This window comes from Dyadobacter sp. 32 (genome assembly GCF_902506755.1).
GTDB lineage: Bacteria > Bacteroidota > Bacteroidia > Cytophagales > Spirosomataceae > Dyadobacter.
The window spans coordinates 3,601,658-3,626,991 of sequence record NZ_LR735258.1 but is presented as its reverse complement, the minus strand read 5'-3'; the positions used below and the strand labels follow the sequence as shown (position 1 = coordinate 3,626,991).

Annotated in this window: 24 protein-coding genes; 14 read left to right on the top strand and 10 right to left on the bottom strand. The window is 44.3% G+C overall.

What is annotated here, in order from left to right; genetic code table 11:
* Positions 1 to 54 precede the first annotated feature (54 nt).
* Positions 55 to 1,080 (top strand): hypothetical protein, encoded by a 1,026-nt coding sequence (locus tag DYADSP32_RS14755; RefSeq protein ID WP_414617787.1) that lies wholly within the window; start codon positions 55 to 57, stop codon positions 1,078 to 1,080.
* 152 nt (positions 1,081 to 1,232) lie between these two features.
* Here the strand turns inward: DYADSP32_RS14755 and DYADSP32_RS14750 are convergent, their stop codons facing one another.
* From DYADSP32_RS14750 to tyrS, 3 genes are all read right to left on the bottom strand, one after another.
* Complete coding sequence (locus tag DYADSP32_RS14750) at positions 1,233 to 1,676, bottom strand: DUF6036 family nucleotidyltransferase (protein WP_149242023.1); 444 nt, start codon at positions 1,674 to 1,676, stop codon at positions 1,233 to 1,235.
* Positions 1,677 to 1,861: 185 nt separating this feature from the next.
* The gene (locus DYADSP32_RS14745; protein WP_149242025.1) at positions 1,862 to 2,473 is read right to left on the bottom strand and encodes a Uma2 family endonuclease; all 612 of its coding nucleotides are present in this window, start codon (positions 2,471 to 2,473) and stop codon (positions 1,862 to 1,864) included.
* Between the two features lie 103 nt (positions 2,474 to 2,576).
* The gene (gene tyrS, locus DYADSP32_RS14740) at positions 2,577 to 3,878 is read right to left on the bottom strand and encodes a tyrosine--tRNA ligase (RefSeq protein ID WP_149242026.1); all 1,302 of its coding nucleotides are present in this window, start codon (positions 3,876 to 3,878) and stop codon (positions 2,577 to 2,579) included.
* Positions 3,879 to 4,102: 224 nt separating this feature from the next.
* Here tyrS and DYADSP32_RS14735 point away from each other — a divergent pair, with 224 nt between their 5' ends.
* From DYADSP32_RS14735 to DYADSP32_RS14715, 5 genes are all read left to right on the top strand, one after another.
* Positions 4,103 to 5,833, top strand: a complete 1,731-nt coding sequence (locus tag DYADSP32_RS14735; protein ID WP_414618166.1) for a discoidin domain-containing protein — start codon at positions 4,103 to 4,105, stop codon at positions 5,831 to 5,833.
* A gap of 129 nt (positions 5,834 to 5,962) precedes the next feature.
* Positions 5,963 to 6,787: a BRO family protein gene (locus DYADSP32_RS14730; RefSeq protein ID WP_149242028.1), complete on the top strand. Its 825-nt coding sequence runs from the start codon at positions 5,963 to 5,965 to the stop codon at positions 6,785 to 6,787.
* Positions 6,788 to 6,926: 139 nt separating this feature from the next.
* Positions 6,927 to 7,646 (top strand): hypothetical protein, encoded by a 720-nt coding sequence (locus DYADSP32_RS14725; RefSeq protein WP_414617786.1) that lies wholly within the window; start codon positions 6,927 to 6,929, stop codon positions 7,644 to 7,646.
* A gap of 230 nt (positions 7,647 to 7,876) precedes the next feature.
* A complete protein-coding gene (locus DYADSP32_RS14720; RefSeq protein ID WP_149242030.1) occupies positions 7,877 to 8,083 on the top strand; it encodes a hypothetical protein in 207 nt (68 codons plus the stop codon).
* Entirely contained in the window at positions 8,074 to 8,541 is a 468-nt protein-coding gene (locus DYADSP32_RS14715) for a hypothetical protein (RefSeq protein WP_149242031.1), read from the top strand. Before DYADSP32_RS14720 ends, DYADSP32_RS14715 begins: the two co-directional genes overlap by 10 nt.
* A gap of 17 nt (positions 8,542 to 8,558) precedes the next feature.
* Here DYADSP32_RS14715 and DYADSP32_RS14710 read toward each other — a convergent pair whose 3' ends face one another.
* The 3 genes from DYADSP32_RS14710 to DYADSP32_RS14700 form a co-directional block, all read right to left on the bottom strand.
* Positions 8,559 to 9,152, bottom strand: a complete 594-nt coding sequence (locus tag DYADSP32_RS14710; RefSeq protein WP_149242032.1) for a Uma2 family endonuclease — start codon at positions 9,150 to 9,152, stop codon at positions 8,559 to 8,561.
* A gap of 82 nt (positions 9,153 to 9,234) precedes the next feature.
* The gene (locus DYADSP32_RS14705) at positions 9,235 to 10,482 is read right to left on the bottom strand and encodes an S-adenosylmethionine:tRNA ribosyltransferase-isomerase (protein ID WP_149242033.1); all 1,248 of its coding nucleotides are present in this window, start codon (positions 10,480 to 10,482) and stop codon (positions 9,235 to 9,237) included.
* A 38-nt stretch (positions 10,483 to 10,520) separates the two neighbouring features.
* Positions 10,521 to 11,033 carry a hypothetical protein gene (locus tag DYADSP32_RS14700; RefSeq protein ID WP_149242034.1) on the bottom strand — a complete coding sequence of 171 codons (513 nt, stop codon included), beginning with the start codon at positions 11,031 to 11,033 and terminating at the stop codon, positions 10,521 to 10,523.
* A 490-nt stretch (positions 11,034 to 11,523) separates the two neighbouring features.
* On the opposite strand from DYADSP32_RS14700, the gene DYADSP32_RS14695 reads away from it, so the two are divergent.
* From DYADSP32_RS14695 to DYADSP32_RS14670, 6 genes are all read left to right on the top strand, one after another.
* On the top strand, positions 11,524 to 12,084 hold the full coding sequence (locus DYADSP32_RS14695; protein ID WP_149242035.1) for a cob(I)yrinic acid a,c-diamide adenosyltransferase: 561 nt from the start codon (positions 11,524 to 11,526) through the stop codon (positions 12,082 to 12,084).
* A 100-nt stretch (positions 12,085 to 12,184) separates the two neighbouring features.
* On the top strand, positions 12,185 to 13,252 hold the full coding sequence (locus DYADSP32_RS14690; RefSeq protein WP_149242036.1) for a branched-chain amino acid aminotransferase: 1,068 nt from the start codon (positions 12,185 to 12,187) through the stop codon (positions 13,250 to 13,252).
* 145 nt (positions 13,253 to 13,397) lie between these two features.
* Positions 13,398 to 14,585: an MFS transporter gene (locus DYADSP32_RS14685; RefSeq protein WP_149242037.1), complete on the top strand. Its 1,188-nt coding sequence runs from the start codon at positions 13,398 to 13,400 to the stop codon at positions 14,583 to 14,585.
* Positions 14,575 to 15,180, top strand: a complete 606-nt coding sequence (locus tag DYADSP32_RS14680; protein WP_149242038.1) for a YigZ family protein — start codon at positions 14,575 to 14,577, stop codon at positions 15,178 to 15,180. Before DYADSP32_RS14685 ends, DYADSP32_RS14680 begins: the two co-directional genes overlap by 11 nt.
* A 95-nt stretch (positions 15,181 to 15,275) precedes the next feature.
* Complete coding sequence (locus tag DYADSP32_RS14675) at positions 15,276 to 15,503, top strand: hypothetical protein (protein WP_149242039.1); 228 nt, start codon at positions 15,276 to 15,278, stop codon at positions 15,501 to 15,503.
* Positions 15,490 to 15,894 carry a PIN domain-containing protein gene (locus tag DYADSP32_RS14670; RefSeq protein ID WP_414617785.1) on the top strand — a complete coding sequence of 135 codons (405 nt, stop codon included), beginning with the start codon at positions 15,490 to 15,492 and terminating at the stop codon, positions 15,892 to 15,894. Before DYADSP32_RS14675 ends, DYADSP32_RS14670 begins: the two co-directional genes overlap by 14 nt.
* Before the next feature lie 20 nt (positions 15,895 to 15,914).
* Here DYADSP32_RS14670 and DYADSP32_RS14665 read toward each other — a convergent pair whose 3' ends face one another.
* Complete coding sequence (locus DYADSP32_RS14665) at positions 15,915 to 16,079, bottom strand: hypothetical protein (protein WP_414617784.1); 165 nt, start codon at positions 16,077 to 16,079, stop codon at positions 15,915 to 15,917.
* 296 nt (positions 16,080 to 16,375) lie between these two features.
* Between DYADSP32_RS14665 and uvrA the strand changes: the two genes are divergently transcribed.
* Entirely contained in the window at positions 16,376 to 19,228 is a 2,853-nt protein-coding gene (gene uvrA, locus DYADSP32_RS14660; protein ID WP_149242041.1) for an excinuclease ABC subunit UvrA, read from the top strand.
* 50 nt (positions 19,229 to 19,278) lie between these two features.
* On the opposite strand, the gene DYADSP32_RS14655 is transcribed toward uvrA, so the two are convergent.
* Positions 19,279 to 20,016: a LytR/AlgR family response regulator transcription factor gene (locus DYADSP32_RS14655; RefSeq protein WP_149242042.1), complete on the bottom strand. Its 738-nt coding sequence runs from the start codon at positions 20,014 to 20,016 to the stop codon at positions 19,279 to 19,281.
* Positions 20,013 to 21,080, bottom strand: coding sequence for a histidine kinase (locus DYADSP32_RS14650; protein WP_149242043.1), 1,068 nt, complete (start codon positions 21,078 to 21,080; stop codon positions 20,013 to 20,015). The genes DYADSP32_RS14655 and DYADSP32_RS14650 overlap by 4 nt, the downstream gene beginning before the upstream one ends.
* 351 nt (positions 21,081 to 21,431) lie before the next feature.
* Between DYADSP32_RS14650 and DYADSP32_RS14645 the strand changes: the two genes are divergently transcribed.
* On the top strand, positions 21,432 to 24,293 hold the full coding sequence (locus tag DYADSP32_RS14645) for a TonB-dependent receptor domain-containing protein (RefSeq protein ID WP_149242044.1): 2,862 nt from the start codon (positions 21,432 to 21,434) through the stop codon (positions 24,291 to 24,293).
* A 67-nt stretch (positions 24,294 to 24,360) separates the two neighbouring features.
* Here the strand turns inward: DYADSP32_RS14645 and hemC are convergent, their stop codons facing one another.
* Positions 24,361 to 25,287, bottom strand: coding sequence for a hydroxymethylbilane synthase (gene hemC / locus DYADSP32_RS14640; protein ID WP_149242045.1), 927 nt, complete (start codon positions 25,285 to 25,287; stop codon positions 24,361 to 24,363).
* Positions 25,288 to 25,334: the final 47 nt, after the last annotated feature.

Sequence of the window (25,334 nt, the reverse complement as noted above, 5' to 3'; positions counted from 1 at the left end):
TATCGATCGTAGGATAAAACTTCCTGTTAATGTGATACTTGTCCTTTATAAAAAATGAAATCTTATAGATTGGTACCTATTTTACTATCTTTTTTTTTACTCCAATGCGCTACAACCAAGATCTCTAAAAACAATTCTTGCTCTGATTATTTTATGGATTTGGTTGAAAATAGTAGTATTCCTTTAATAGACCAGTCTCACCCGGGTTCAAATGGGAACAAAAGAGGATATGAAGGAGGAACCGTTTTTATGCACAAAGGCGAATTTCATATGTTTGTCACCGAGGAAATCAATGGCTGGGTACATACCCGAACAGGGCATTGGAAAAGCACTGATGGAAAGGGTTGGGAGCGGATAGGCACAGTGCAGACCTCTGAGACAAAAACATATAACAACGCTCGAAATGCAATATGGTCGCCTATGCCTGTGTTCAATAGTAACGAAGACCGTTGGAATCTTTTCTATGTAGGTTATGAAAACAATGAGCAGGGGAGGCTATGTTGTGGCCGCGTGTTCAGAGCATATTCAACCATTTCGGGGGAAAAAGGGGTCGGAGGCCCCTTTGCTGACATCCCGCAATCGGTCCTCTCCCATTACGATAAAAAGAAAGATCCGTGGGAAGGAATTCAGGGAGCGGACTCATTTTTCCCATTTTCTGTTGGTAAAAAATGGTATGCATTTTATGGGAGTAGCGACTTCAAATCAAGGTGGGATGTTGGTCTGGCCGTTTCAGATAATATTGAAGGAAAATGGACTCGTGATAGCATTGCCATTCCTACCTTCACCTATAGTGAAAATCCAATTGTAGTTCAGCTTAAGGACGGCACATATTTTAGCGTTTTTGATGATCTCTCTTATGGAGAACCCAGCGCCACTATCGGGTATAGTTATTCAATAGATGGAATTAATTGGAAACAAAAGGTTTTGAAAGTCGAAATGCCTCGTTGGGCAACAAATATCCGGACTCCTCAAAGTCTTATATATGCTGGTAATGATGAATATTGGATGTACTTTACAGCCAACACAAACAGTAACTTCGACTGCATCGGAAGGATGAAATTAAAGATAGGCAAGCAATGATTTGTCCGTTTCTTGGCTGGGCATGGAGACGGGTGCTTTTGAAATGTCAATCTGGGAAGGAGAAGACTTACTTTTCAGTTTTACAGGAAAAGGCAATCGTGACCGAAGGTCGAGGAAGTGTCTGCGGTAGAGAGAAGTTACACACGATAATCCTAAATATTATCCATTAAGTTTTCAAGATCCCGTATATCCTGCGGTCTGCCTGTGGCTCTTTTGTTCTCCAAAAGCTGTCGTAAACCTATAAAGTTTACAGGTACTCCCTGAATCTCCAAAACCAATCGGTTGTCGTAACATTCATCAAATGACACACCAAGTGTAAAAGTCATGATATCAATCCAGCCATCATATCTGGCAAAGGACAGATAGCTGGGAACTTTCGTGAAATCTTCAAGATCAAATTCCCCATTGGTGTAGCCATATCGTTCCATCACTTTCAAAAGCTGGATGGCATTCTCATGACTTGGTCTCACGAAAATGTCTACATCGCCAGTTGTGCGTAAATAGCCATGTGCAATAACCGCATGACCACCCAGTACGACATATTCAGCGCCCTCTTCGTTTAACAGGCGAATCAGATTTATATATTCTGGTTCCATTGTCTAAGGGTGGGTTTTTAGGATTAGACTTGTAAATTTCCTTGGCATGAAGAATCAATTTTAAGGCTGCATCCAGTCTCTCCTCCGGAGTTTTCGACCACCAGTATCCTTTGTCATAGGATGGGATGTCATCAAAAGACGATGATTTTATAATGCGGTTCATAATCCAAAAACACATGTTAGGCCTACTCCTCAAAAATCAACGATACTTCAATTTGGAAATCAGTAATCACTGCTGATTTCAATACACCCTCTTTGAGCTTTTGCACCAATTGATATTGATTCTGCTGTAATAAATATTGTTCGACTGTACAATTTTCAGGATCGACTATCCAATATTCCTTGACCCCATGCAAAGCATAGTCCGTCATTTTGATTCCATAATCACGATCCCTGGTGCTCTCTGAAAGAATCTCAACGACAAATTCAGGAGGCGGAAAGGCAGATTGGGTTTTACCAAAATTTTCGGATACAGATGCAGGCCAAAAGCAAATATCCGGTTCGTAATCGTTTCTGGTCAGTCTGACCATTACTTTTTCGATCCCAACCTTTCCAAGGTTATACTGCTTTACAAAAGGTAGTAATTGTGTAAGTATATTGGAGGACGCCATCCAATGGCGACCGTGTATTGGTGAATGATATATGATCTCCCCCAAAATAAACTCTGCTTTGAGATTTTCATCGACCTCCGCCCAGAAAGTATGCCGCAAGATTTGTTCCTCGCGCCATACTTTTTCTAAGTCGTCCAGCAAACCCCGAAGATCGGGAGTCTTCAATAACTCATCTCTAACATTCATAACTCAGACTTTACCGCAATCCTCTTGTTGACATGTTAATGTCTAATATACGAAATCAACAAAAACAAGGCAAAGGTAATTTCAGATAGTACATTCAATTTCTTCAAATTAGCTTAATCAAATGATTTTTCTTCCCTTTCGAAATCAATAAGAAGCTATCCTGCAACAACTTGAAATCCGAAGTCGCCTGCTCAGCTGATGTTACTTTCTCTTTATTTATACTCACAGCATTCTGCTGAATGGCACGGCGGGCTTCCCCTTTTGAAGGATAAATCTCGGATTTTGTTACCGTTGAGATCAGGTCCAGCACATTCGTACATTCATTCCATTCCTCTCTGGTGATTTGTGTTTGTGGCACACCTTCAAAGATGGTATCGAACTCATCCAGAGCGATGCTTTGCAAGGTTTCCAAAGTGGCTTTGCCAAACAGCACTTCGGAAGCTTTCAGGACTAAATCATACGCCTTTTGAGAATGCACACGGACGGTGATTTCTTCTGCCAAGGCTTTCTGTAAAATTCTCAAATGCGGCGCTTCGGCATGCTGCGCTTCAAGCGCTTCGATTTCTTCTTTGGTCTTGAAGGAGTATACCCTGATATATCGTGGCGTGTCTTCATCACTTTGTCCTAACCAGAATTGGTAGAACGCGTATGGCGACGTTTTTTCAGGATCGAGCCAGATATTACCGCCTTCACTCTTGCCAAATTTGGAACCATCCGATTTGGTCAAAAGTGGCGTAGTTAAGGCATAGGCTTTAAAATATCCTTCTTCGTCACCTTCTTTGCGGCGAATAATTTCAGTTCCGGTGGTGATGTTGCCCCACTGATCCGAGCCACCCATCTGCAGCCGGATGTTTTTGTTTTTGTATAAATGATAAAAATCGTATCCCTGTAAAAGCTGGTAGGAAAATTCAGTAAAAGATATCCCCGTCTCAAGGCGTTTTTTTACGGAATCTTTGGACATCATGTAATTGACACTCAAAAACTTGCCTGCTTCACGAAGAAATTGCAGAAAGCCCATGTCTTTGAACCAGTCATAATTATTGACCATTTCGGCCGAGTTTTCACCGCAGTCGAAATCAAGGAACTGTTCGAGTTGTTTGCGAATTCCCTCCTGGTTAAAACGCAAAGTATCTTCATCCAAAAACGAGCGTTCCGAAGCTTTAAAAGAAGGATCGCCGATCATGCCTGTGGCACCACCAACCAGTGCAAAGGGTTTATGGCCAGCACGTTGAAAATGAACCAGAAGCATGATCGTAGCCAGATTGCCGATGTGAAGCGAAGATGCCGTAGGGTCAAACCCAATATAACCTGCCGTCATTTCTTTTTTCAGCTGCTCATCTGTTCCTGGCATCATGTCGTGCAACATGCCCCGCCAGCGCAATTCTTCTATAAAATCAGTCTTCATTATTATGCTTGATTGTCGTTATTGTTTCCAAGGTGCAGCCTAAGCCGCAAATCGACCGCAAAGGTAAAGCTTATCATTTCAAGTTTGGTGGAAAGAAGAGAATTTGAGTAGCAAAGTTATTCCGACTAATGTGTATAATTTAGCATCATTAAAGGACATTAATATATAATTACATGGATCATCAAATGCTAAAAAGAGGGAAAAACCTTTCTCTCATCGTGCTCATGCTGGTTTTAGGGCATGTGAATTGCTGGTCACAGGCCCCCCAGTCTACCTACTGTAATCCAATGGATATTGATTATAAGTATAATTTTGAACAGCTTAACGAAAACGTTTCCTACCGCTCAGGTGCAGATCCGGTCATCATCAATCACAAAGGGGAGTATTTCATGTTTGTCACCATTCAGGGTGGTTACTGGCATTCCAAAGACATGCTCAGCTGGAAGTATCTGACTGCCAATCGCTGGCCTTTCGAAGATATGTGTGCACCGGCGGCGGTTTCTGTTCGTGATACGCTGTTTCTTTTTCAATCCACTTTCGAATCCCGACCTATCCTTTTTTCTGTTGCACCCGAAAAAGGAATCTGGGAGTTTTACAACAGATGGACGCCTCGTTTGCCCAAAGATATAGGTCCGTGGGATCCCGCACTTTTTCACGATGCCGACACAGACAAATGGTATATGTACTGGGGTTCTTCCAATGTATACCCGATTTTCGGAGCAGAGCTGGATCATTCCAAAAAACTGGCGTTTAAAGGTCAATACAAAGCCATGTTCTGGCTCAATCAGTACGAGCATGGCTGGGAGCGCTTTGGGCCAAACCATTCCGATCCATTCAAGCCCTTTACCGAAGGCGCCTGGATGACCAAACATAAGGGTAAATATTACCTGCAATACGGCGCCCCCGGAACGGAATATAACGTGTATGCCAATGGGACCTATGTAGGCGACGATCCGCTGGGGCCGTTTACATATGCGCCTTACAATCCGGTTTCCTACAAGCCGGGCGGATTTGCAACCGGAGCAGGGCACGGCAATACTTTTCAGGATAACTATGGAAATTACTGGAACACAGGTACCTCCTGGATCGGGCTCAACTGGGCCATGGAACGCCGAATGGTACGCTATGCGGCTGGCTTCGATAAGGACGGACACATGTTTGCCAACACCCGTTTCGGAGATTTTCCACACAAGATGACGACCAAAAAATGGGATGGAAAAGGGGATGAACTATTTACAGGCTGGATGATTTTGTCATATAAAAAGCCGGTAGCCGCGTCTTCGGTGTTGGATACCATGACAGCAGCCAAAATAACCGATGAAAATCCTAGGTCGTTCTGGGCTGCAAAACAGAACAAGCCAGGTGAAACGTTAACGGTTGATCTGCAAACAGAACAGGATGTCAAAGCCATTCAGATCAATTACACCGACTATAAATCAGACATTTTCTTCAGTGATCCTCAGAAGGTTTATACACAATTTAAAATCCTTACCTCGAAAGATGGCAAAAAATGGGAAGTAGCAAGTGATCTTACCAAGGAACCAAAACGAGACCGGCCATGTGCTTACATTGAGCTGCCAAAACCTGTACGGGCGCGGTACGTACGTTATGAGCATGTGTATGTAGCGTCCCCCATCCTGGCCATCAGCGAATTCAGGATATTCGGAAACGGACTGGGCAAGGCCCCTGAAACGCCGAAAGCTTTCACCGCAGTACGCCAGAAAGACAGCCGCAATGCAGATCTGAAATGGGAAAAAGTCCCGGGTGCAGTTGGCTACAACGTACTGTGGGGAATAGCTCCCGACAAACTCTACCAAACCTATCAATTCTGGAACGATGCGCCGAATACCTTTGAGCTGCGAGCGCTGAATGTGGGTGTGCCCTATTACTTTGCCATTGAGAGTTTTAATGAAAATGGGGTTTCGAAGATGAGTGACGTTGTTGGAGTGAAGTAGTAACGGACACGGGGTTAGAGGCATGAAAAACTCTGTGAAACTCTAAGTTTCCTCCTCTTAACTCCGTGTCAAATTCAGTATATTTAAAGTATTTTATATAGGAATTTACACTTCAATCAACAATCGGACATGAGCCATATTAAATTATTTGAGGAGAAGAAAGTAAGAACGCATTGGGATGAGAAAAACGAAGTTTGGTATTTCGCAATTGTCGATGTAATTGCGGTGCTGACAGATAGCCCTAACCCTCAGGTTTACTGGCGGGTAATGAAAAAAAGGTTGAAGGATGAGGGAAATGAAACCGTTACAAATTGTAACGGTTTGAAAATGGTTGCTCCTGACGGCAAAATGCGAATGACTGACGTAGCCGACACAGAGCAACTTTTGCGATTAATCCAGTCTATCCCCTCTCCCAAAGCAGAGCCTTTTAAACAGTGGCTGGCGAAAGTCGGTTATGAACGTATGCAGGAAATCGCCGATCCTGAGCAAAGCTTAGACCGGGCAAGAGAAAACTGGCAAAAGTTGGGACGTAGCGAAAAATGGATACAGCAACGCATGACGGGGCAGGAAACACGCAATAAACTAACTGATTACTGGAAAGAAAGCGGCGTTGAAAAGAAAGATGAATTCGCAATGCTTACCAACGTTATTCACCAGGAATGGACGGGGTTGAGTGTAAAAAAGCATAAAGATCTGAAAGGTCTGAAAACCCAGAATCTTCGGGATCACATGTCGGAAGCTGAATTAATCTTTACTGCCTTAGCGGAATTATCCACACGGCAAATTGCTGAAACGGATGAAGCAAAGGGACTTACTGAAAATGCAAAAGCAAGTAAAAAGGGAGGTGCAGTTGCTAAAAATGCCAGGAATGAACTTGAATCGCAGACGGGTAAAAGTGTTGTGACCGGGGAAAACTTTTTAGGACGTGATGGAGAAAACGTATTATTGACATAGTGCATTTATGTTGACTTATTCAATGTGAAAAGGTGACGTTAGATGAAAATAGCTTTAGAAGATGAGTGACGGTGTGGTTGTGAAGTAGGCTGGCACGGTTTTACGGCGTTAATATGTTCATTACTCTCATGAGGTTTTCATGAATTATCCAAAAAAAAATATGAGTCTGTTTAAAGTTGAAATTCTGTCTTTTAATACAATTACTGAATTGCCCGGCTCCTGGGAAAAGGATGATTTGCTGGCCTTGTTGAATAATATGGACTATGCTGATCCGGAGGAAATAAAGGATGCTGAATTGAAGGAGATGTGTCTGATGTCACTTACAGACTTTGAAGCCGCTGAATCCGCCAAAATTGTGCTGGATTATGTGATCGGCGACCGACTCACCGATGGACAGATAGAAAATCTTTCCCATGAAATCTTAACTGAAAAACTTTGGGAAGAATATCCCGAATTATCTCTTCATCCTGATTTTTTCCGTGCTACCCAATTATTGTATCAGGCATATAATGGCAAATTTCCTCGTGGCGAAGCGGTTCATTTTCAGATAAAGATTGCTGCTGTAAATGCGGAGGACCTGAGTATGTTCGACGAAAACCCGGAAGCTCCGCTTGTCAGACTGCTGTCCAAGGGTATGTCTGATCGTAGTCTAATCAATCGACTTTTTTCTGACCAGTTGCAGGGGGAGCTTTTTGATGAAGCTAAGGATATATTATGGCAATTGAACACGATTTCGAAGGATGCTTTATCCGTAACATATGAGGTTGTAAGTTCTTCCTACTGGCTTGATGATATCAAATTTGCAGATGTTTATGAGGCTGAAACGCATGCAGATGCGCCAGTGACTGTAGGAGAGTAAAGGAATTGGGCTGATATAGCCCAGCTCTCCTTTTACTTATAGTCCAACGGCCATGTATATTTACATCCTTTATTAACAAAATGCGCGCTTTGCTACATCGGCAGGAAAGTTCAATTTCATCTGAGACCGATTTCAGAATGCGACACCGGGCCGTTGGCTATCCTGAACAGGCGTGCCAAAACTAGGATACCTTTTTCATATATTTACGTTATCACTAAATGTCTTTTGCGATGGACAAAAAGAAAAGACAAATAACATTTTACGAAGACATGGATGGCCCATACCTGGAATCTCTTCGACAAGGCATGATGGATACCCCTGAGGAGCGCTATGTGAAATTTTTTCAAGAAATGAAGAGGTTCAGACAAATTATGGGAATTAAAGAGATGCCGGAAGCCAAGCGTACTATTGAGATAAAGGAAGCCACATGGATTTAGAAAATGCAATTTTTCTTGATTTTACTAAATGTGCTCAAATCCAAAAGCTGGAATACATGGTTATTGGTGGCTTTGCCATGTTTTTGAATGGATTAAATCGTGCGACAAATGATGTAGATATTTGGATAAAGCCAACCAGTGAAAATGGAGAAAAACTTATCAACGTTTTACTTTGTATGGGTTATGAAGAAGATGATTTGGGGAAGTTTGCGACTGTGGATTTTACGCAAAGCCAGGTTTTTGGGCTTAATAATGAACTGGATATCTTGACCCATGTACACCGCCGGTTTGATTTTGATACACTTTTTGAACGTTCCCGTAAATTTGAAAACCCTCAGGCAAGTACAATTCATTTTCTGCACCTGAATGACATTAGAGAGTTGAAAATCCTAGCTCGTCGTCCTCAGGACTTAAGGGACGTAATAATGATTGACGATTTCCTTAATTTGAAGAGATGAGATTGAAAAACATGACCTCATTTTTCACCATCCTCGTCCACAAACACAATCCCCTCATACACCTTAGCCACAGGCATGGCAAAGCCAAGAAGGTCAAATGGAATCACTGCGTCGTGCGAATCAAAAGATTGGTAAATCCAGATACCTTCCTGATCAGTTCTGGTGTATAACTCAACATAGCAATCATTTTGAGAAACCAGAACATAGTACTGCAACGACGCAATTCCCTTATACCGTCTTAGCTTGAAATCGCGGTCATAACCAGCAGACGATTTGGATAAAACCTCCACCAAAATGCTTGGATGGCGTACGATATATGTGCCTGAAATATCTTCGGGAGCGCAGGTAAGAATGACATCAGGATATGGGTAGTAAAAATTTTGAATAGCTTCAACTTTTACGTTCTCGGCAAAAACATCACAGCCCTTCGGCAGGAAGATACCTTCCAGGAAACTTCGAATTCGTCCCACAATTCTATTGTGATTCATCGTAGTGCCTGCCATGGCAAAGATCTCTCCGTCATAGTATTCATGACGAATCTCACCTTGCTCCTCCATTTTCAGGTATTCTTCGAACGTGTATTTTTTCTCGGAAATTTGTGCTTGTCCCATAAATGAGTAAAACAATTTCAAGCCAAATTACGTGGAAACCAGGTCAATTACAAAAAAGTGAAGCCGGAGAAAAATACCATACTTAGCTCTTGACTGGTTTTTTGCTCCCCCACAAAAGCGAAGAATCTCCATAGCTCAGAAAACGGTAATCGTTTGTCAAGGCTTCCTGATAAATCTTAGTCCAATCCGCTCCCACCAGAGCAGCTACCAGCAGGATTAACGTAGAACCAGGCTGATGATAGTTAGTTACCAGTCCTTTGCACAAACGGAATCTGTAACCAGGGAAAATAAATATTTCAGTTTCACCTAAAATGTGATCCCGGTTTTCCTGATCCATAAATGCAGCAATGGCGTTCAAAGATTCGGTGGCAGAGGGCAATTCAGTTTCTTCAAAGGGATAAGGATATAACTTCTCAATTTGAAATTCGGTCGTTTCGTTACGGAAAAGTTTCACGCCGTACCAGTACAGGCTTTCCAGTGATCGTAATGAAGTGGTCCCGACGGGCACAATTGTTTCTGCCTTATCCCGCAATGCATCGATCAGTTCGCGGGTGAAAACCACCTGCTCTGAATGCATTTTATGCTCCGTGACTGTGCTGGCTTTGATGGGCTGAAAGGTGCCGGCTCCCACGTGTAAGGTGAGAAATGACGTTTTTATTCCTTTTGCCGCAAGCTTGGAAAATGTATTTTCAGTAAAATGAAGTCCGGCTGTGGGAGCGGCTACCGCGCCGTCCTGATCCGCATACACGGTTTGATAGGTCTGTTTGTCGGTTTCTTCGGTATCCCGGTTCAGATAAGGTGGCAAGGGAATCTCACCAAGTGCTTTTACAATATCAAGAAAAACGGCCTCTGTATTCCACGACAGACGGATATGATTTTTGTCGTAATCAACATACTCGACCTGTAATTCAATTTCTTCACCATTCACCTCAATCGTTGTGGCTAATACATCCGCTTTTTTCCAGCGTTTTTTATTACCGATCATACATTCCCAAACACAGGATTGCTGCACGAGCATGGCGTCGTTAATTACCTGCGTAGGCTGTTCGGGATGCAAAAGAAGTATTTCAATGGTAGCTCCGGTGGCTTTTTGAAAATAGGCACGCGCCGGTATAACCTTGGTATTGTTGAAAACCAGAAGCATATCTGAAGGCAGCTGATCCGGCAGATCCGTGAAACGCATATGGCTTATCCCGCCATTTTGGTAAACCAAAAGTTTTGAACCATCGCGCGGGTAAAGCGGATAGCGGGCAATGCGCTCATCCGGCAGATCGTAATGAAAGCTCTCCAGCCGAATGGATTCAGCTTCTTCCAGCCAGTTATTCTTCATGGGCTTACTGCTAAGCTACATTTTCAGGAGCATGGTATCTATAGTTCATCCTCAGGCGTGGGTGTCCACAATAATCGGAGCGGCAGCAGAAAAACGAGGATCATTAATCCAAGTCCCAGATAGAAAACCCAGGAGAAATCAAATACATCCAGCTTGTACTGACTGCTGTTGATCGTGGCCAAGGCAAACAGACTGAAACCCATAACCGTATTGATGGAGGCCACTACGCAGTATATCCAGTTGATGAGCTGCTCGTTTAGTACCTCCCGGTGCTGTGCCCATATTTTCTTTTTAACAATGGGCAAATGATCGGTGTGTACGATAGGCACCTGACGGGCCAGACGCGAAATCACAACATTGTTGACCAGGAAAAGACCCATTATAATGTAAAATATTTGTTCTTTGCTCACATAAGTCTCTGCCAGTCCGGAATTTGAAAAATCCACGGCAACCATGTCAGGGAAGAGAGAATAAGTCCATGTCAAAGCGCCTATTGCCAGCGCCATGGACATCCAGCGCCAAATTTTTATTATAAAAGTTCCTATTTTCATTTATCGCCTCCCGTTCCGGGTTTTCATTCAACCATAGTAATTTGGGTGCAAAATTAGTTCGGAGAGTTTCTAAAACCTAATTGAGAAAGTGTCAATAAAATAAATAGCCTAATACTCCGCTCATGTAGCAACGGATTTCTAGCACGGAGGTATGGAAGAACTTCTTAAACCATGAACCTATTTATAAATCTCGATTTTTAGGTAAGTTTGTCATTTGCAAAATCTATACGAAAACAATAGCGAATGCTGATGGATTAAATGCTATTCAAATTGGGCTGTGGAGGTTTTTGACAGCAAAATGCCTGAGGGTAAGGTGCCTGAAATTACAGGATTGACTGCAGTCCACCTTAGCTCCAAATTATTTGACGAAGTTGATCAGGTAGTCAAAAATATTCGTCTTCCGGAGAAATACCATCTAGCTTTGGAAACAGACGATTTGAGACGAAAATCCAGGCAAAATGCTATTGGCTAACAGCCTAATGACCATAGAATGAAAATTTATACAAAAACCGGTGACAACGGGACCACCTCCCTGATTGGCGGAACCCGTCTGAGTAAATCCCACGTTCGTATTGATGCATACGGTACGGTAGATGAGCTGAACAGTTACATTGGTCTGCTTCGGGACCAGCCAGTTAATGAATTGAGACGCGATTTGCTTAAAGAAATTCAGGACAGGCTTTTTACGGTGGGTTCCCACCTCGCCTCCGAATCCGGACAAACGAAAAGGATACTTCCCGATCTGTTGGAAACGGATGTGACCTTTTTGGAAACGGAAATGGATAAAATAGATGCGCAGGTGCCCAAACTGCGGGCGTTTGTACTGCCCGGAGGTCATCCCTCTGTTTCCTTCGGGCATGTGGCCCGAACCGTGTGCCGACGTGCCGAAAGATCGGTCATAAACCTGGCGCAGCAGGAGGAGGTGGAAGAAATTGTGATTCGCTACCTGAACCGGCTGTCGGACTACTTATTTATGCTCTGCCGCGCAATGACCTATGAGCTGGAAATTGAGGAGGTTACGTGGCATCCGAGGGTTACGGGTGAAAAATAATTGTTATACTAAATATCTGTTTTTTGTAAATTTAATTTTTTAAATTGCCGGACTATCTAATATCCAATAATCAGTTATTCAAGCATTAATTTCAGGCACCATGACAGCCGATACATTGCAACTAGAAATTCAGCAGACGAGTAAGTCCCGTTTGCAGGAGGTTGATTTCAATAACCTCGTTTTTGGCCGGAATATTTCCGACCACATGTTTATTTCCGAATATCGTGATGGCCAGTGGCAGGATTCACGCATAGTCCCTTATGGGGATCTGTCCCTGAGTCCGGCAACGGCTGCGCTGCACTATGGGCAGGCTATTTTTGAAGGAATGAAGGCATATAAAAACGACGAAGGCGATGTGTTGACTTTTCGGGCCATAGATAACTGGAAACGACTGAACAAATCCGCGGAACGGCTTTGTATGCCCACAATCCCCGAGGAAATTTTCATGGGCGGACTCACTGAATTGCTTCGTCTGGATTCGGGGTGGGTGCCCTCTCAGCCGGGCTGTTCGCTCTATATCAGGCCCTATATGTTTGCAACTGATCCTTATATTGGCGTAAAACCTTCTGATAGTTACTATTTTATCATATTCACCAGTCCGGTGGGTACCTATTACGCGAAACCTCCCCGGGTAAAAGTGGAAACACATTTCATACGCGCTGCTGAAGGTGGTGTGGGTGGAACGAAGTGTGCAGGAAACTATGCGGGGTCCTTGTATCCGGCCAAACTTGCGCAGCAGGAAGGCTATGACCAGTTGATCTGGACGGATGCGCGTGAGCATGCTTACATTGAGGAGTCGGGAACGATGAACATCATGTTTATGCTTGATGGGAAGCTTGTCACGCCTTATGTGTCGGAAACCACGCTGGATGGTATTACGCGAAAAAGTATTGTAGCGATAGCCCAGCGTTGGGGGATTCCGGTGGAGGAGCGCAGGGTGAGTGTGAAGGAAATCATAGATGCATTGAAAGACGGAAGTCTGGAAGCTGCCTTCGGTGCAGGAACCGCGGTTGTGATATCGCCCTTTGCAACCATTGCCTATGAGGGTGTGGATTATCCGCTGCCTGAAATAAAAGAAGATTCTTTCGTGACAAAAGTTAAAAATTATCTGACCGATCTCCGAACAGGTAAAACGGAGGATATTTTCGGTTGGACCTTGAAAGTATAGTTTGTAGTCATCATTAGTAAACGCCCGCTTTTCTTTGCAGCTCGTTGCAGTGGAGAAAGCGGGCGTTGATATTTTGAGGGTAGCAAAAGCCAGGTCTTCCTAGCCCCTCGACCGTTAACCTTTAACCGGTTTTCAACGTTTTTCAATGCAAAGTGCTTCTTCAAAAGGAATTTTTACAACACAGTTCTGGCTTTTAGGGCTGAGTTCGTTTTTGTTTTCTTCCAGTTTTAACATGCTTATTCCGGAGCTCCCCAGTTACTTGTCGGCCATGGGTGGCGGTGATTATAAAGGGTATATCATCGGCTTATTTACCCTTACCGCAGGGTTATCTAGGCCTTTCAGCGGGAGGCTTACGGATCGGATCGGCCGGGTTCCTGTGATGGCATTCGGGTCTTTGGTTTGTTTCCTTTGCGGATTTTTGTATCCCGTGCTTATTACCGTCGTGCCATTTTTATTACTGCGGCTGGTACATGGATTTTCCACAGGATTTAAGCCCACGGGTACATCAGCTTACATTGCCGACATCATTCCGGCTGACCGTAGAGGAGAGGCGATGGGTATCCATGGGATGTGTATGGGTGTGGGGTCTGCTTTCGGGCCTGCAGTTGGCAGTTTTATCAGCCAGTCTTTTTCGATCAACGTACTATTTTATACATCGTCCTTCTTTGCCCTGATGTCGATCGCTATCCTGGTCAACATGAAGGAGACCCTGAAAGAAAAAGTACCACTTTCCCTTGACGCCTTTAAGCTCGGCTGGCGCGATATTTTTGAACCTGATGTTTTTAATCCGGCATTGATCACCTTTCTGGTCTATTTCGGATTTGGGGCCGTGGCCACACTTACACCGGATTTCAGCAGCCACCTGGGGCTTCAGAATAAGGGAATTTATTTCATGGTTTTTACCATATTTTCAATACTTGTCAGGTTTGCAGCCGGTAAAATTTCCGACAGGAAAGGTCGCCTGCCGGTAACGATTGCAGGATGTATTGTACTGATCATCTCGATGGTAATTACGGGTTATGCGGAGTCGGTGGTGTTGTTTCTGACGGGAGCTGCCTTTTTCGGCGTTGCTATGGGCGTGCTCTCTCCGGTGTTATCTGCCTGGACGGTTGATCTCAGCAGTGATCATAACAGAGGCAGAGCCATTGCTACCATGTATATCTCGCTGGAAGCAGGGATCGGCTTTGGTGCTGTATTGTCAGCGGCTCTGTTTGCCAATCGGTACCGGAATTTGTCGACGGCTTTTATGGCTATGGCAGGATTTGCCTTGGCTGGCTTAATTTATTGCATGTGGTTATATCAATATAAAAAACGCTCATCCCGTGCTATTTGACGATACGTATAAAACAATTTCAGAGCCATCTGAAGGATTTTTTAAAGACAGGGGCAGTAAATTCATTTCGTACGCCTTCCCCATTCTGAATGATTCGAATGCTAAAGAACATCTGACCCTCTTGCGTGAGCTGCATCCCAAAGCCGTTCATCATTGTTTCGCGTTCCGTTTGGGGCAGGATAGGATGAGCTATCGAATGAGCGATGATGGCGAACCCTCAGGGACAGCCGGAAGGCCAATTTTGAATACCTTGTATTCCAGAGATATTACCAATGTGCTGATTGTTGTGGTGCGTTACTTCGGGGGTACACTCCTCGGGGTACCCGGATTAATCAATGCCTATAAGCAGGCTGCCGAAGACGCCGTAAATAACGCATGCCTCATTTCTAAATATGTATTCTATGTATACGAATTAAGCTTCGCCTACACGCAAATGAATGACGTCATGCGCATTGTAAAAGAGATGGAACTGCCTGTAAAAGAGCAGATTTTTGAGATGGAATGCAGGATGGTTGTCGAGGTGCGTTCCACTTTAACAGAACGCTTCATAGCGCGTTGCGAGAAGGTGGAGGGGTTGGTTTTGGATGTCTCCTGATAATTGTTCTTTTGTGGAAACATGATGCTTTTGTTTACCCTTTGTTTTTTGTAGCTTCGTGTAAAGCATTACCATATCATCACTTTTGTTCCTAGATGTTTACAAAAACCATTGTACCAAAAACGGCCTCTGTGACGATCCAGCTTCCAGAGAATTTTATTGGAGAACAGGTCAGGGTAATTGCTACCGTGGAAAAGAGGGGAGCGGAATCCATGGGCTTTACTGAGAAAATTAGAGATATAAAAAAACGATACTCGATTTATCCTCGAGTGGATCTTGGAAGTTTTACCTTCAACCGTGATGAGGCAAATGACTTCGATTAATTCATTCGTTGATTCAAATATTATCCTTTATTTATTCGATAAGGAAAGTTTTAAAAAGGAGCAGGCCGAAAAAATCATTGCTGATTCCCCATATATCAATTCCCAGGTACTGGTGGAGGTTGGAAATGTTTGCAAACGAAAATTTGGTTACTTAAAGCATGATGTCTTGGGAATTTGGAAAAATCTCATGCTTGATTGTAGCTTTGTGAGCATAGATGGTAACACAATGAATCATGCGGTAGAATTAATAATTCGATATGACTTTCAATTATTTGACTCCATTATTGTTGCATCTGCATCAGAATCAAATTGTTCTATTTTGTTCTCAGAAGATATGCAAGAAGGGATGTTAGTAGAAGGAAGCCTGACGATTGTCAATCCATTCACCTAATTATGTCGTGATAAACCTTCCTATTCATTCTCTTTCAGCATCCGCACAAAGTCATCCTCGTACGCTTTAATGGCTTTCAGTAATTCCTGAAGCTCTTTTTCTTCCGGGCTGCCTTTCCTGGCGCCAAAAATTTCATCCGCTCTTTCGGAAGCCTTTTCGTATTCTGTTTCGTTTTTGATGGTCATGGTTACTTCATTATTTTGTCAAAAATAAAAGAAAGTATTTGCAATAATTCGGGTGGCTCGCAATTAATCCTGACCACGTGTTATTTTAATTGAAATCCTTTGCCAGGCCATCCGAGGAAACGTGTAAAGCGGATACGAACGCTCAAATAATCTTTTTCTCTGATCTTGGCAGCGGATGTTATTACTGCACAATATTTGCAACTCAACCCTTATTTTTGTGGTTAACCTATAAAAGTCAAGCTGACGGATTTAAACCGGGTGGCCTGATTTCGTCTGACGATAAACACATTTATATTTTGCAGGACTTAAACGGTTTGGAAGTTTTGGAGCAGGACCTTATCGAGGTTCAGGGTGCTCGGGAACACAATTTGAAAAATATTGACGTTGCGATTCCCAGAAACAAATTGGTGGTCGTAACGGGCATCAGCGGTAGTGGCAAATCTTCGCTCGCCTTTGACACCATTTACGCGGAAGGTCAGCGGCGTTATATGGAGAGCTTTTCAGCCTATGCCAGGGGATTTATTGGCGAAATGGAGCGGCCGGATGTCGACAAGATCAGCGGGCTTTCACCGGTGATCAGCATAGAACAAAAGACTACCTCGCGTAATCCGCGCTCTACTGTGGGCACGGTAACTGAAATTTATGATTTTTTGCGCCTCTTGTATGCAAGGGCTGGGGAAGCGTATTCATATGTGACGGGTCGCAAAATGGTGAAGCAGTCGCAGGATCAGATCGTGAGCCAGATTTTAACACAGTTTTTAGGCCAAAAAACCATGATTTTGGCACCAGCTGTCAAAGGACGAAAGGGGCATTACCGTGAACTCTTTGTGCAGATCGCCCGCCTGGGTTACACCAAGGTGCGAATTGATGGTGAGGTGCAGGATATTACGCCAAAAATGCAACTGGACCGCTACAAGGTTCATGACATCGAAATCGTGATTGATCGGGTAGTACCCAAAAATGAGCGTGAAGATCCGCAAGGGCGTTACCGGTTGAGTCAGTCGGTAGCTACTGCTGTGAAGCAAGGCAAGGGTGCCATTATGGTACTGGATGGCAAGGGCGAAACGCATTATTTTTCTCAAAACCTGATGGATCCTGAATCCGGGATCAGTTACGATGACCCTGCCCCGAATGCATTCTCGTTCAACTCGCCCTACGGCTGGTGCCCGACATGCCAGGGATTGGGCTTGGTGGAGGAAATCACCGAGGAGTCGGTTATCCCGGATAGGTCATTGAGTATCAGCAAGGGAGGTATTGCCCCGATGGGTGAATACCGCGATGCCTGGATTTTTAAACAGCTGGAAGTCATTCTGAAAAAGTACAAGGTCAATCTGACCACACCGATCAGCAAGTTTCCGGAGGAAGCCATCAAGGTGGTGCTGTACGGGAGCGAGGAGGCGGTACCAATACCGTCGAAAAAGTATCCGGGAACGGAATGGGAAACGAAGTTCGATGGGATAATTAATTTTCTAAAAAGGCAGCAGGAAAGTGGAAACGATAAAATTCAGGATTGGTTAAAAGATTTTATGACGACCCAAACCTGCCCGGAATGCAAGGGTAAACGACTAAGAAGAGAATCACTACACTTTAAAATAGATAAAAAAGACATTGCCGAATTGTCCAATCAGGACATCAGGGAGTTGTCGGACTGGCTCGTCGGTCTGGAAGATCGGCTGGAAGAGCGGCAGAGAGTTATAGGGCATGAAGTTTTGAAAGAGATCAGAAAGCGGGTTGGTTTCCTGCTCGATGTGGGCCTGGATTACCTTACACTGAACCGTGCCCTCCGTACATTATCAGGAGGGGAGGCGCAGCGTATCAGGCTGGCCACACAGATTGGTACCCAGCTTACCGGTGTGTTGTACATCATGGATGAGCCCAGCATCGGGCTGCACCAGAGAGATAATGTCAGACTGATCAATTCCTTGCGAAGTCTTCGCGATCTTGGAAACACCGTTTTGGTTGTGGAGCACGACAAAGATATGATGCTCGCGTCGGATTACATTCTGGATATCGGTCCCGGGGCTGGCCGGCATGGAGGCCACGTGGTGGGAGCCGGTACGCCCGATGCGTTTTTGAAAAATGGCTCCCTGACTGCCGAATATCTTAGTGGAAGAGAAAGTATTGCTGTTCCTAAAAAGCGTCGGAAGGGAACCGGGAACATGATTTCGTTGAAAGGTTGCACCGGTCATAATCTGAAAAACGTAACCATGTCATTTCCTTTGGGGACTATGGTGTGTGTGACTGGAGTAAGCGGAAGTGGGAAATCGTCTTTGATCCATGAAACGCTGTTTCCCTTATTGAATCATCATTTCTACAAATCAAGAAAAGAGCCACTTCCCTATAAAACCATTGAGGGTTTGGAACATATCGATAAGGTGATTGAGGTGGATCAATCGCCAATTGGACGTACTCCACGCTCCAATCCGGCCACTTATACCAATCTTTTTACAGACATTCGGACACTATTCGCAGAACTGCCGGAGGCAAAGATCAGAGGCTACAAACCGGGGCGGTTTTCGTTTAATGTGAAGGGGGGGCGCTGTGAAGATTGCGAAGGCGCCGGGATGAAAAAGATTGAGATGGATTTTTTGCCCGACGTGCATGTAAACTGTGAAACCTGTAAAGGGAAAAGATTTAACAGGGAAACACTCGAAGTCCGCTTTAAAGGCAAATCCATAGCAGATATTCTGGATATGACCGTGGAAACGGCGCTGGACTTTTTTGAGAACATGCCTCGTTTGTTACGAAAAGTACAAACGTTGAATGACGTAGGCTTAGGCTACATTACGCTGGGGCAGCATGCTACCACATTGTCGGGTGGTGAGGCACAGCGGGTGAAGCTTTCGGAGGAGTTATCGAAGCGTGATACGGGCAAAACACTGTACATCCTCGATGAACCCACCACGGGTCTTCACTTTCAGGATATCAGGCACTTGCTCAACGTGTTAAACAAGCTGGTCGAAAAAGGGAATACGGTGTTAATTATTGAGCACAACCTGGATGTAATTAAAGTGGCCGACCATGTCATTGATGTGGGGCCGGAAGGAGGTGCGCTGGGTGGGAAAATTATAGCAGAAGGCACGCCAGAGAAAGTGTCGAAAGTGAAAGGAAGCTACACCGGATACTTTTTGAAGGAAGAGCTCAAATAGATAATGCCCGTGGCCATATTCGTAGCCATGGGCATTTCACAATTTCCTGTTCACATCCATTTGCTTAGAAACTGCCCGAAACTTTCTTTGTACTGATCGCTAACCGGAATTGTGATGCTGCCAATTTGGATCGTATTCCGGGTTACGGCACCGATTTTGTCCAGGTTGACAATGAAAGATCTATGCACCCGCATAAACTTGGATGCAGGTAATTTCTCTTCCAGCGCTTTCAGACTTGTTAACGATAAGGTGGGCTTAGCTTCGGATTTCAAGATGACCTTTACGTAATCCTTCAATCCTTCCACATACAAAATATCGTCGTAGGCAATACGGACAAGCTGGTATTCTACTTTCAGGAAGAGGTATTCTTCTTTTGGTTCGGCTGTTGCAGGAACGGCAGACGCTTTCTGAAGTAACTCCACATATGCCTTTCCTTTGGATGCGGCGCGAAGGAACTCTTCATAATTGAAGGGCTTCAACAGATAGTCCAGTGCATCCACCCTGAAACCGTCAAGAGCGAACTGGTTGAAAGCAGTAGTGAAAATGATCCTTGGCCCTTGAGTACCCGATGATTCTATTACCCTGGCCAATTCGATTCCGGTAAGGTCGGGCATTTGTATATCCAAAAAAATGAGGTCGATTTCCAGTTGATGGATGGCCTGTAAAGCTTCCACTGCGCTGGAGAAACGTCCAACAAGTTTCAAAAATGGTGTTTTTTCGATAAATGCGCAAACCAGACCCAAGGCCAGTGGTTCGTCATCAACGGCTATACATTGAATGGGTTTCATGCAGTTTCAAGTTCAAGACGTACCTCGAATTCCTTCTCCTCCGATTTTTCACTTACGTCGAGATGATATTTTCCGGGATAAAGCAGATCGAGGCGGCGTTGTGTATTCACAAGCCCTATTCCGTTACTTTCGTCCAGGACAGTTCGTTTTTCGGTGAAAAGTGTGTTTCGTACATCCACAAATACTTTATGCTCTTCCTGCCAGATCTTGATCTCTATATTACTTGGCTGCACGGCACTTACGCCATGCTTAAATGCGTTTTCGATAAAAGGCAGAAATAACATGGGAGCAATGGATACATCGTGCAGAGGAACGGGTGGTTCCAAGGTAACCTTTACTTTATCCGTCAGGCGTAGCTGCATCAATTCGATATAATCCTGAGCAAAAGCGATTTCCTGACTTAGCAATACCGTTCCATGCTGTGTCTCGTAAAGCACATAGCGCATGAGGCGTGAAAGTTTGTGCAGTGCTTTTTGGGCCGCTTCCACATCAATAACCGTCAGAGCATAAATATTATTAAGGGTGTTGAAAAAGAAATGGGGGTTAATTTGCGCCTTAAGAAAGGATAGCTCTGAATTGATTTTTTCCTGTTCCAGATTTTGACGGGTCTGTTTATGACGCTGGACATTCTGAACCGCCGCCACACTGGTGCTGACGCCGATTACCATCAGGGCTGTGAGCAAAGACCAATAGTCAACCCTGTCCTTCTTTTTAGGCCCATTCGCTTCTTTTGCAACTTCAAATGCGGCGTGCATATTGGCGCGGTGATTGAGGGCTGTTTGCACTTGTTCAATGATAAATGCAAGGGTAATGACCGAGACAATATTTAGGACAATAAAAGGAATATACCTGTTTTTAGACAAAAAACGGGGAAACCAGAGATATACGTTCAGGTAAAATATAGAAATCAGTAGCGAAAACAAAACCGCCTGTTTGATCCAGAATGAAACCGGTAACTGTACTTGCCAGCTGATCGGCTGCCACATGAGAAACAGCGCTAAAAAACTCCAGCCCAATAGATGTAGCAACAGGGGCGGGTATTTTCTTACAGTGTTCGTATCCATGTGTATGATGTTTCTAGTGTAAACAGTTTAATCTAAGATACAATGGTAAAGGTAAATACTGTAACTGCCTACTACATTCGATCAATGTACCTAAAACGTCGACTGATTGACACTGTTGCTCTATGGCCTTAAGGTCCGCCAGTAAACTACGCGTGCAGGACAATGTTAATCTCATGAATTGATTTCAACTAAAACCAGGTTTGGGAAATAATGCTATTTGTAGTAGTGGTTCATCGGTTGAAAAGAACTTTTGATCGGTACATCAGTCCAATCCGTCTATTCCAATTTTATAAGTGAAGTATTGCTATTTATTTTGACCTTGAATTATACCAATTAATGCCCCCGAAAACCATGAACATGTTTACAAAAATTACTTCAATTTTATTTTTTATAGCGCTGGGAACGCCCGTATTTGCCCAATTTGGCGGCGGAGGTGGAGGTGGCCGATCAGGAGGCGGCTTTGGTGATAACAACGCCCGACAGCGCCAGGCGGTGATTCCGGGTACCGCCGAAGATACTCCCAAAGGAACAGGGAAAATTAAAGGTGTATTGGTGGACTCATTAACCAAAAAGCCAGTTGAGTTCGCTTCTCTGGCATTGGTGGATATTAAAACAAATAATCCGATCGATGGTACTACTACCGATGAAAAGGGCGCATTTAGCCTCACAAAAGTGGCTTCCGGTACTTTCCATATCATGATTTCATTTATCGGATATAAAACAAAAACAATTAAAGATATCAAGATCGACCGCAAAACGGAACTGGACCTTGGTTCGATCATTCTGAGTCCGGATGTGGTACAGCTGAATGAGGTTGAGGTGGTAGGTATGGCACAGATGATCGAAGAAAAGGTGGACAGGCTTGTTTATAATGCTGAAAAGGATATCACCAGTAAGGGCGGTGATGCTTCGGATATCATGAGAAAAGTGCCCATGCTAACGGTCGACCTGGATGGCAATGTGTCGTTGAGAGGAAGTTCGAATGTACGGGTTTTGATTAATAACAAACCTTCCACCATCATAGCGACCAGTGTGGCCGATGCGCTTAAACAAATTCCGGCGGATATGATCAAATCGGTGGAGGTAATTACTTCTCCATCTGCAAAATATGACGCTGAAGGATCAGCCGGTATCATCAACATCATCACCAAAAAAAGTACTATACAGGGCGGAACCCTGAATCTTGACACGGGTGTAGGCAACAGGGGCTCTAACCTTGGGCTCAGAGGTAATTTCAGATCAGGTAAAATGGGGGTAAGCCTGGGTGGTTTTGGCCGCTTTATGTACAACATGCCCGGTAAATCGGATAACCTTCAGGTTGGTAAAATCGACAAGTTTTCAATCCGTCAGGTCTCGGAGTCTCAGAACAGGATGTCGTTTGGTTCCTATAATTTGGGTTGGGATTATGAAATAGATTCAAAGACTTCACTCTCAGCCGGGGTTCGCTATGGTATGCGGAACATGCGGAACACGCAAGAACTTTCCACATTCGATACCCAAAGTAATGGTACAGTCAAAAATAGTTTTAGAGATGTAAATTCCAAAGACTTATCCGGAACCTGGGACGTCAATGTGGACTATATGAAAACGCTTGCTAAACCAGGTCAGGAGTTAACCGTGTCTGGTCAGTTTAGCCGTAATAACAGGACGAATGATTATGATGCGGATGTTTTTAATCTGACGACTGCGCAGATTAAAGAACAGCTTGGGTCAGAAACCAACGATAACAGAAGCCACAATCAGGAAAGCACGATTCAGGTAGACTACCAAACCCCAATAAAGGATAATCAAATGTTCGAAGTAGGAGGTAAAGGAATTTTCCGTCAGGTGGAAAGTGATATCAGGTATGGTGGCCTCATCGCATCCCGGCCAAATAGTAATCTTAGCTACGATCAGAATGTTGCGGCGGGTTATTTATCCTATACCTACACTACTAAAACAAAGTTTACTTTGAAGGTTGGGTCCAGGTATGAATATACCAATATTGATGCTGTACAAGGTGAGCAAAAGACTAATCTGAATCTTCCTGCCTACGGAAATCTGGTACCAAGCCTCAATCTGTCGCAGACATTTGGCAAAGGACAAACCATCAAATTGGGTTACAACCGCCGTCTTCAGCGTCCGGGTATTCAGTTCCTGAATCCAAACGTGAATTCATCGAATCCTACCAACATCAGCTTCGGTAATCCTGAGCTTGATCCTGAACTCACAGATCAGGTAGAGTTGGGTACAAGTTTCTTTAAAAATTCACTTTACGTGAATGTCTCTACCTTCGCACGTTTTACCAACAATTCAATTGAAAGTATTCGTACCACAAGCTCGGATGGGATCATCAGTACCACATATGGGAATATTGGACAAAAGGAAAATTATGGGGTGAACGTATTCGGTAACATGACCTTCTTCAAAAGATGGCAGGTTGGCGGAGGTTTCGATGCCTACTATGCCAATCTGGTTAACCGGAATACCAACTCAAGCAATGATGGAATTGTAGTTAGTGGCCGTTTCAGAACGGGACTTACCTTGAAAGGCGGCTGGGGTATACAGGCCGGAGGTTTTGTAAGAGGTAAGGAAGTTCAGCTTCAGGGAACGCAGGCGGGTTTCCGGATGTATGACCTGGGTGTGAAAAAGGATTTTAAAAACAAACGAGGTAGCATTGGCCTGGGTATGGAAAACTTCTTTGCTGAAAGAATTAACATGGCGACTACCCTGGAAACCCCTACATTCACACAGATCAATAATAACTATCGTTACAACAGAGGTTTTCGTGTTAATTTTTCCTACCGTTTAGGTAAAATGACGTTTGTGGAGCAAAAAACACGCAGAAAAAAATCCATCAACAACGATGACCAGAAAAGTGACGGAGGTGGTAGCGACATGGGCGGGGGTGCGCAAGCCGCTCCTGTGGTAACTACGCCTGCTGCGGGAGCAAGGCCCTCGGGCGCACCTGCCACTGGCGGCGCCAGACAAGGCGGGCCAGCAGGAATGCAAATGAAGTCGGATTCAGCTTCCAGAGTAAATCCTGGTATGCGTAGTGATTCGACAGGAAGGCCCATGATGCGGGTTAAGCCTGATTCGGCCGGGAAAACCCAATTGCCAGGTGCGCCGGACTCCACCGGAAAGCCGGTGTTACCTGTAACGCCCGATTCTACTGCAAAGCCTGTGTTACCTGTAAATCAGGCCAGGCCAGATACACTTCCAAAGAGAGATTAAAAGATAAAATGGAAAGTAAAAGGGTCAATTTCCGGTGAGGAAATTGACCCTTTTACTTTAAATAAACTTAGCCTTGAAAGGACCTTATTTCTCGCAGAACTCGTTCTCCGCCGGAATTTAAAAGCTCTTCGGCTAATGACGTGCCTAATTCATTCGGGAAGGCTACCGAGCCTTTTGCAAAACACCTGATGAGTTCGGCACCATTCAGGCTGACGATCCCGCCCGAGATGCTGATCTCTCCCTCACTTAAAGTAGCCAGTCCAAATACCGGAATACTACATCCACCCTGAAGCCTTTTGAGGAAAGCACGCTCTGTGAGCAGACAGCTTTCCGTTGCGGCATGGTTAAGCAATTCTTTTAAAAGCTCTTTTTTGTCACAGTCTAAAGACACGGCGCATTCAATAGCCACACTTCCTTGCCCCACGGCCGGGGTAAATTCATCCAGCAGCAGATGTTCGGCAATTTTATCGTCGTAACCCATGCGGTGGACGCCTGCATATGCCAGCAATAATGCATCGCATTGGCCTTCTTCCAATTTCCTTAATCGGGTCTGTAAATTGCCCCGCATGTCCACTGTATTGATGTGAGGGTGAAAGTGTTTCAGGATAGCAATACGCCTTGTGGAGGACGTCCCAACCACAAACGGCTCGCCGCTTTTGAGCGAAAGGTCTGTATTGTGGCTAACCAGGACATCATTCGCATGTTCTCGTTCGGTAAAAGCAATGATCTCAAAGTCATCATCCAGCTCCGACTGAAGGTCTTTGGCGCTATGTACTGCAATGTCGATGCCACCGATCCGCAATTGATCTTCCAGTTCCTGGGTAAAAACGCCTTTGCTACCAATTTTGGATAGGGACCGGTCGAGTATTTGATCTCCCTTTGTTTCTATAATGACAATCTCGGTTGTAACTCCTCCTTTTTGCAATAAATTCTCAACATGATATGCCTGCCAAAGGGCAAGTTTGCTTCCGCGTGTTCCTATTTTAATATGCATGATTTTTTAGGCTGTCAGCTTTTAGCATTTGGCTATTAGCTCAAAAA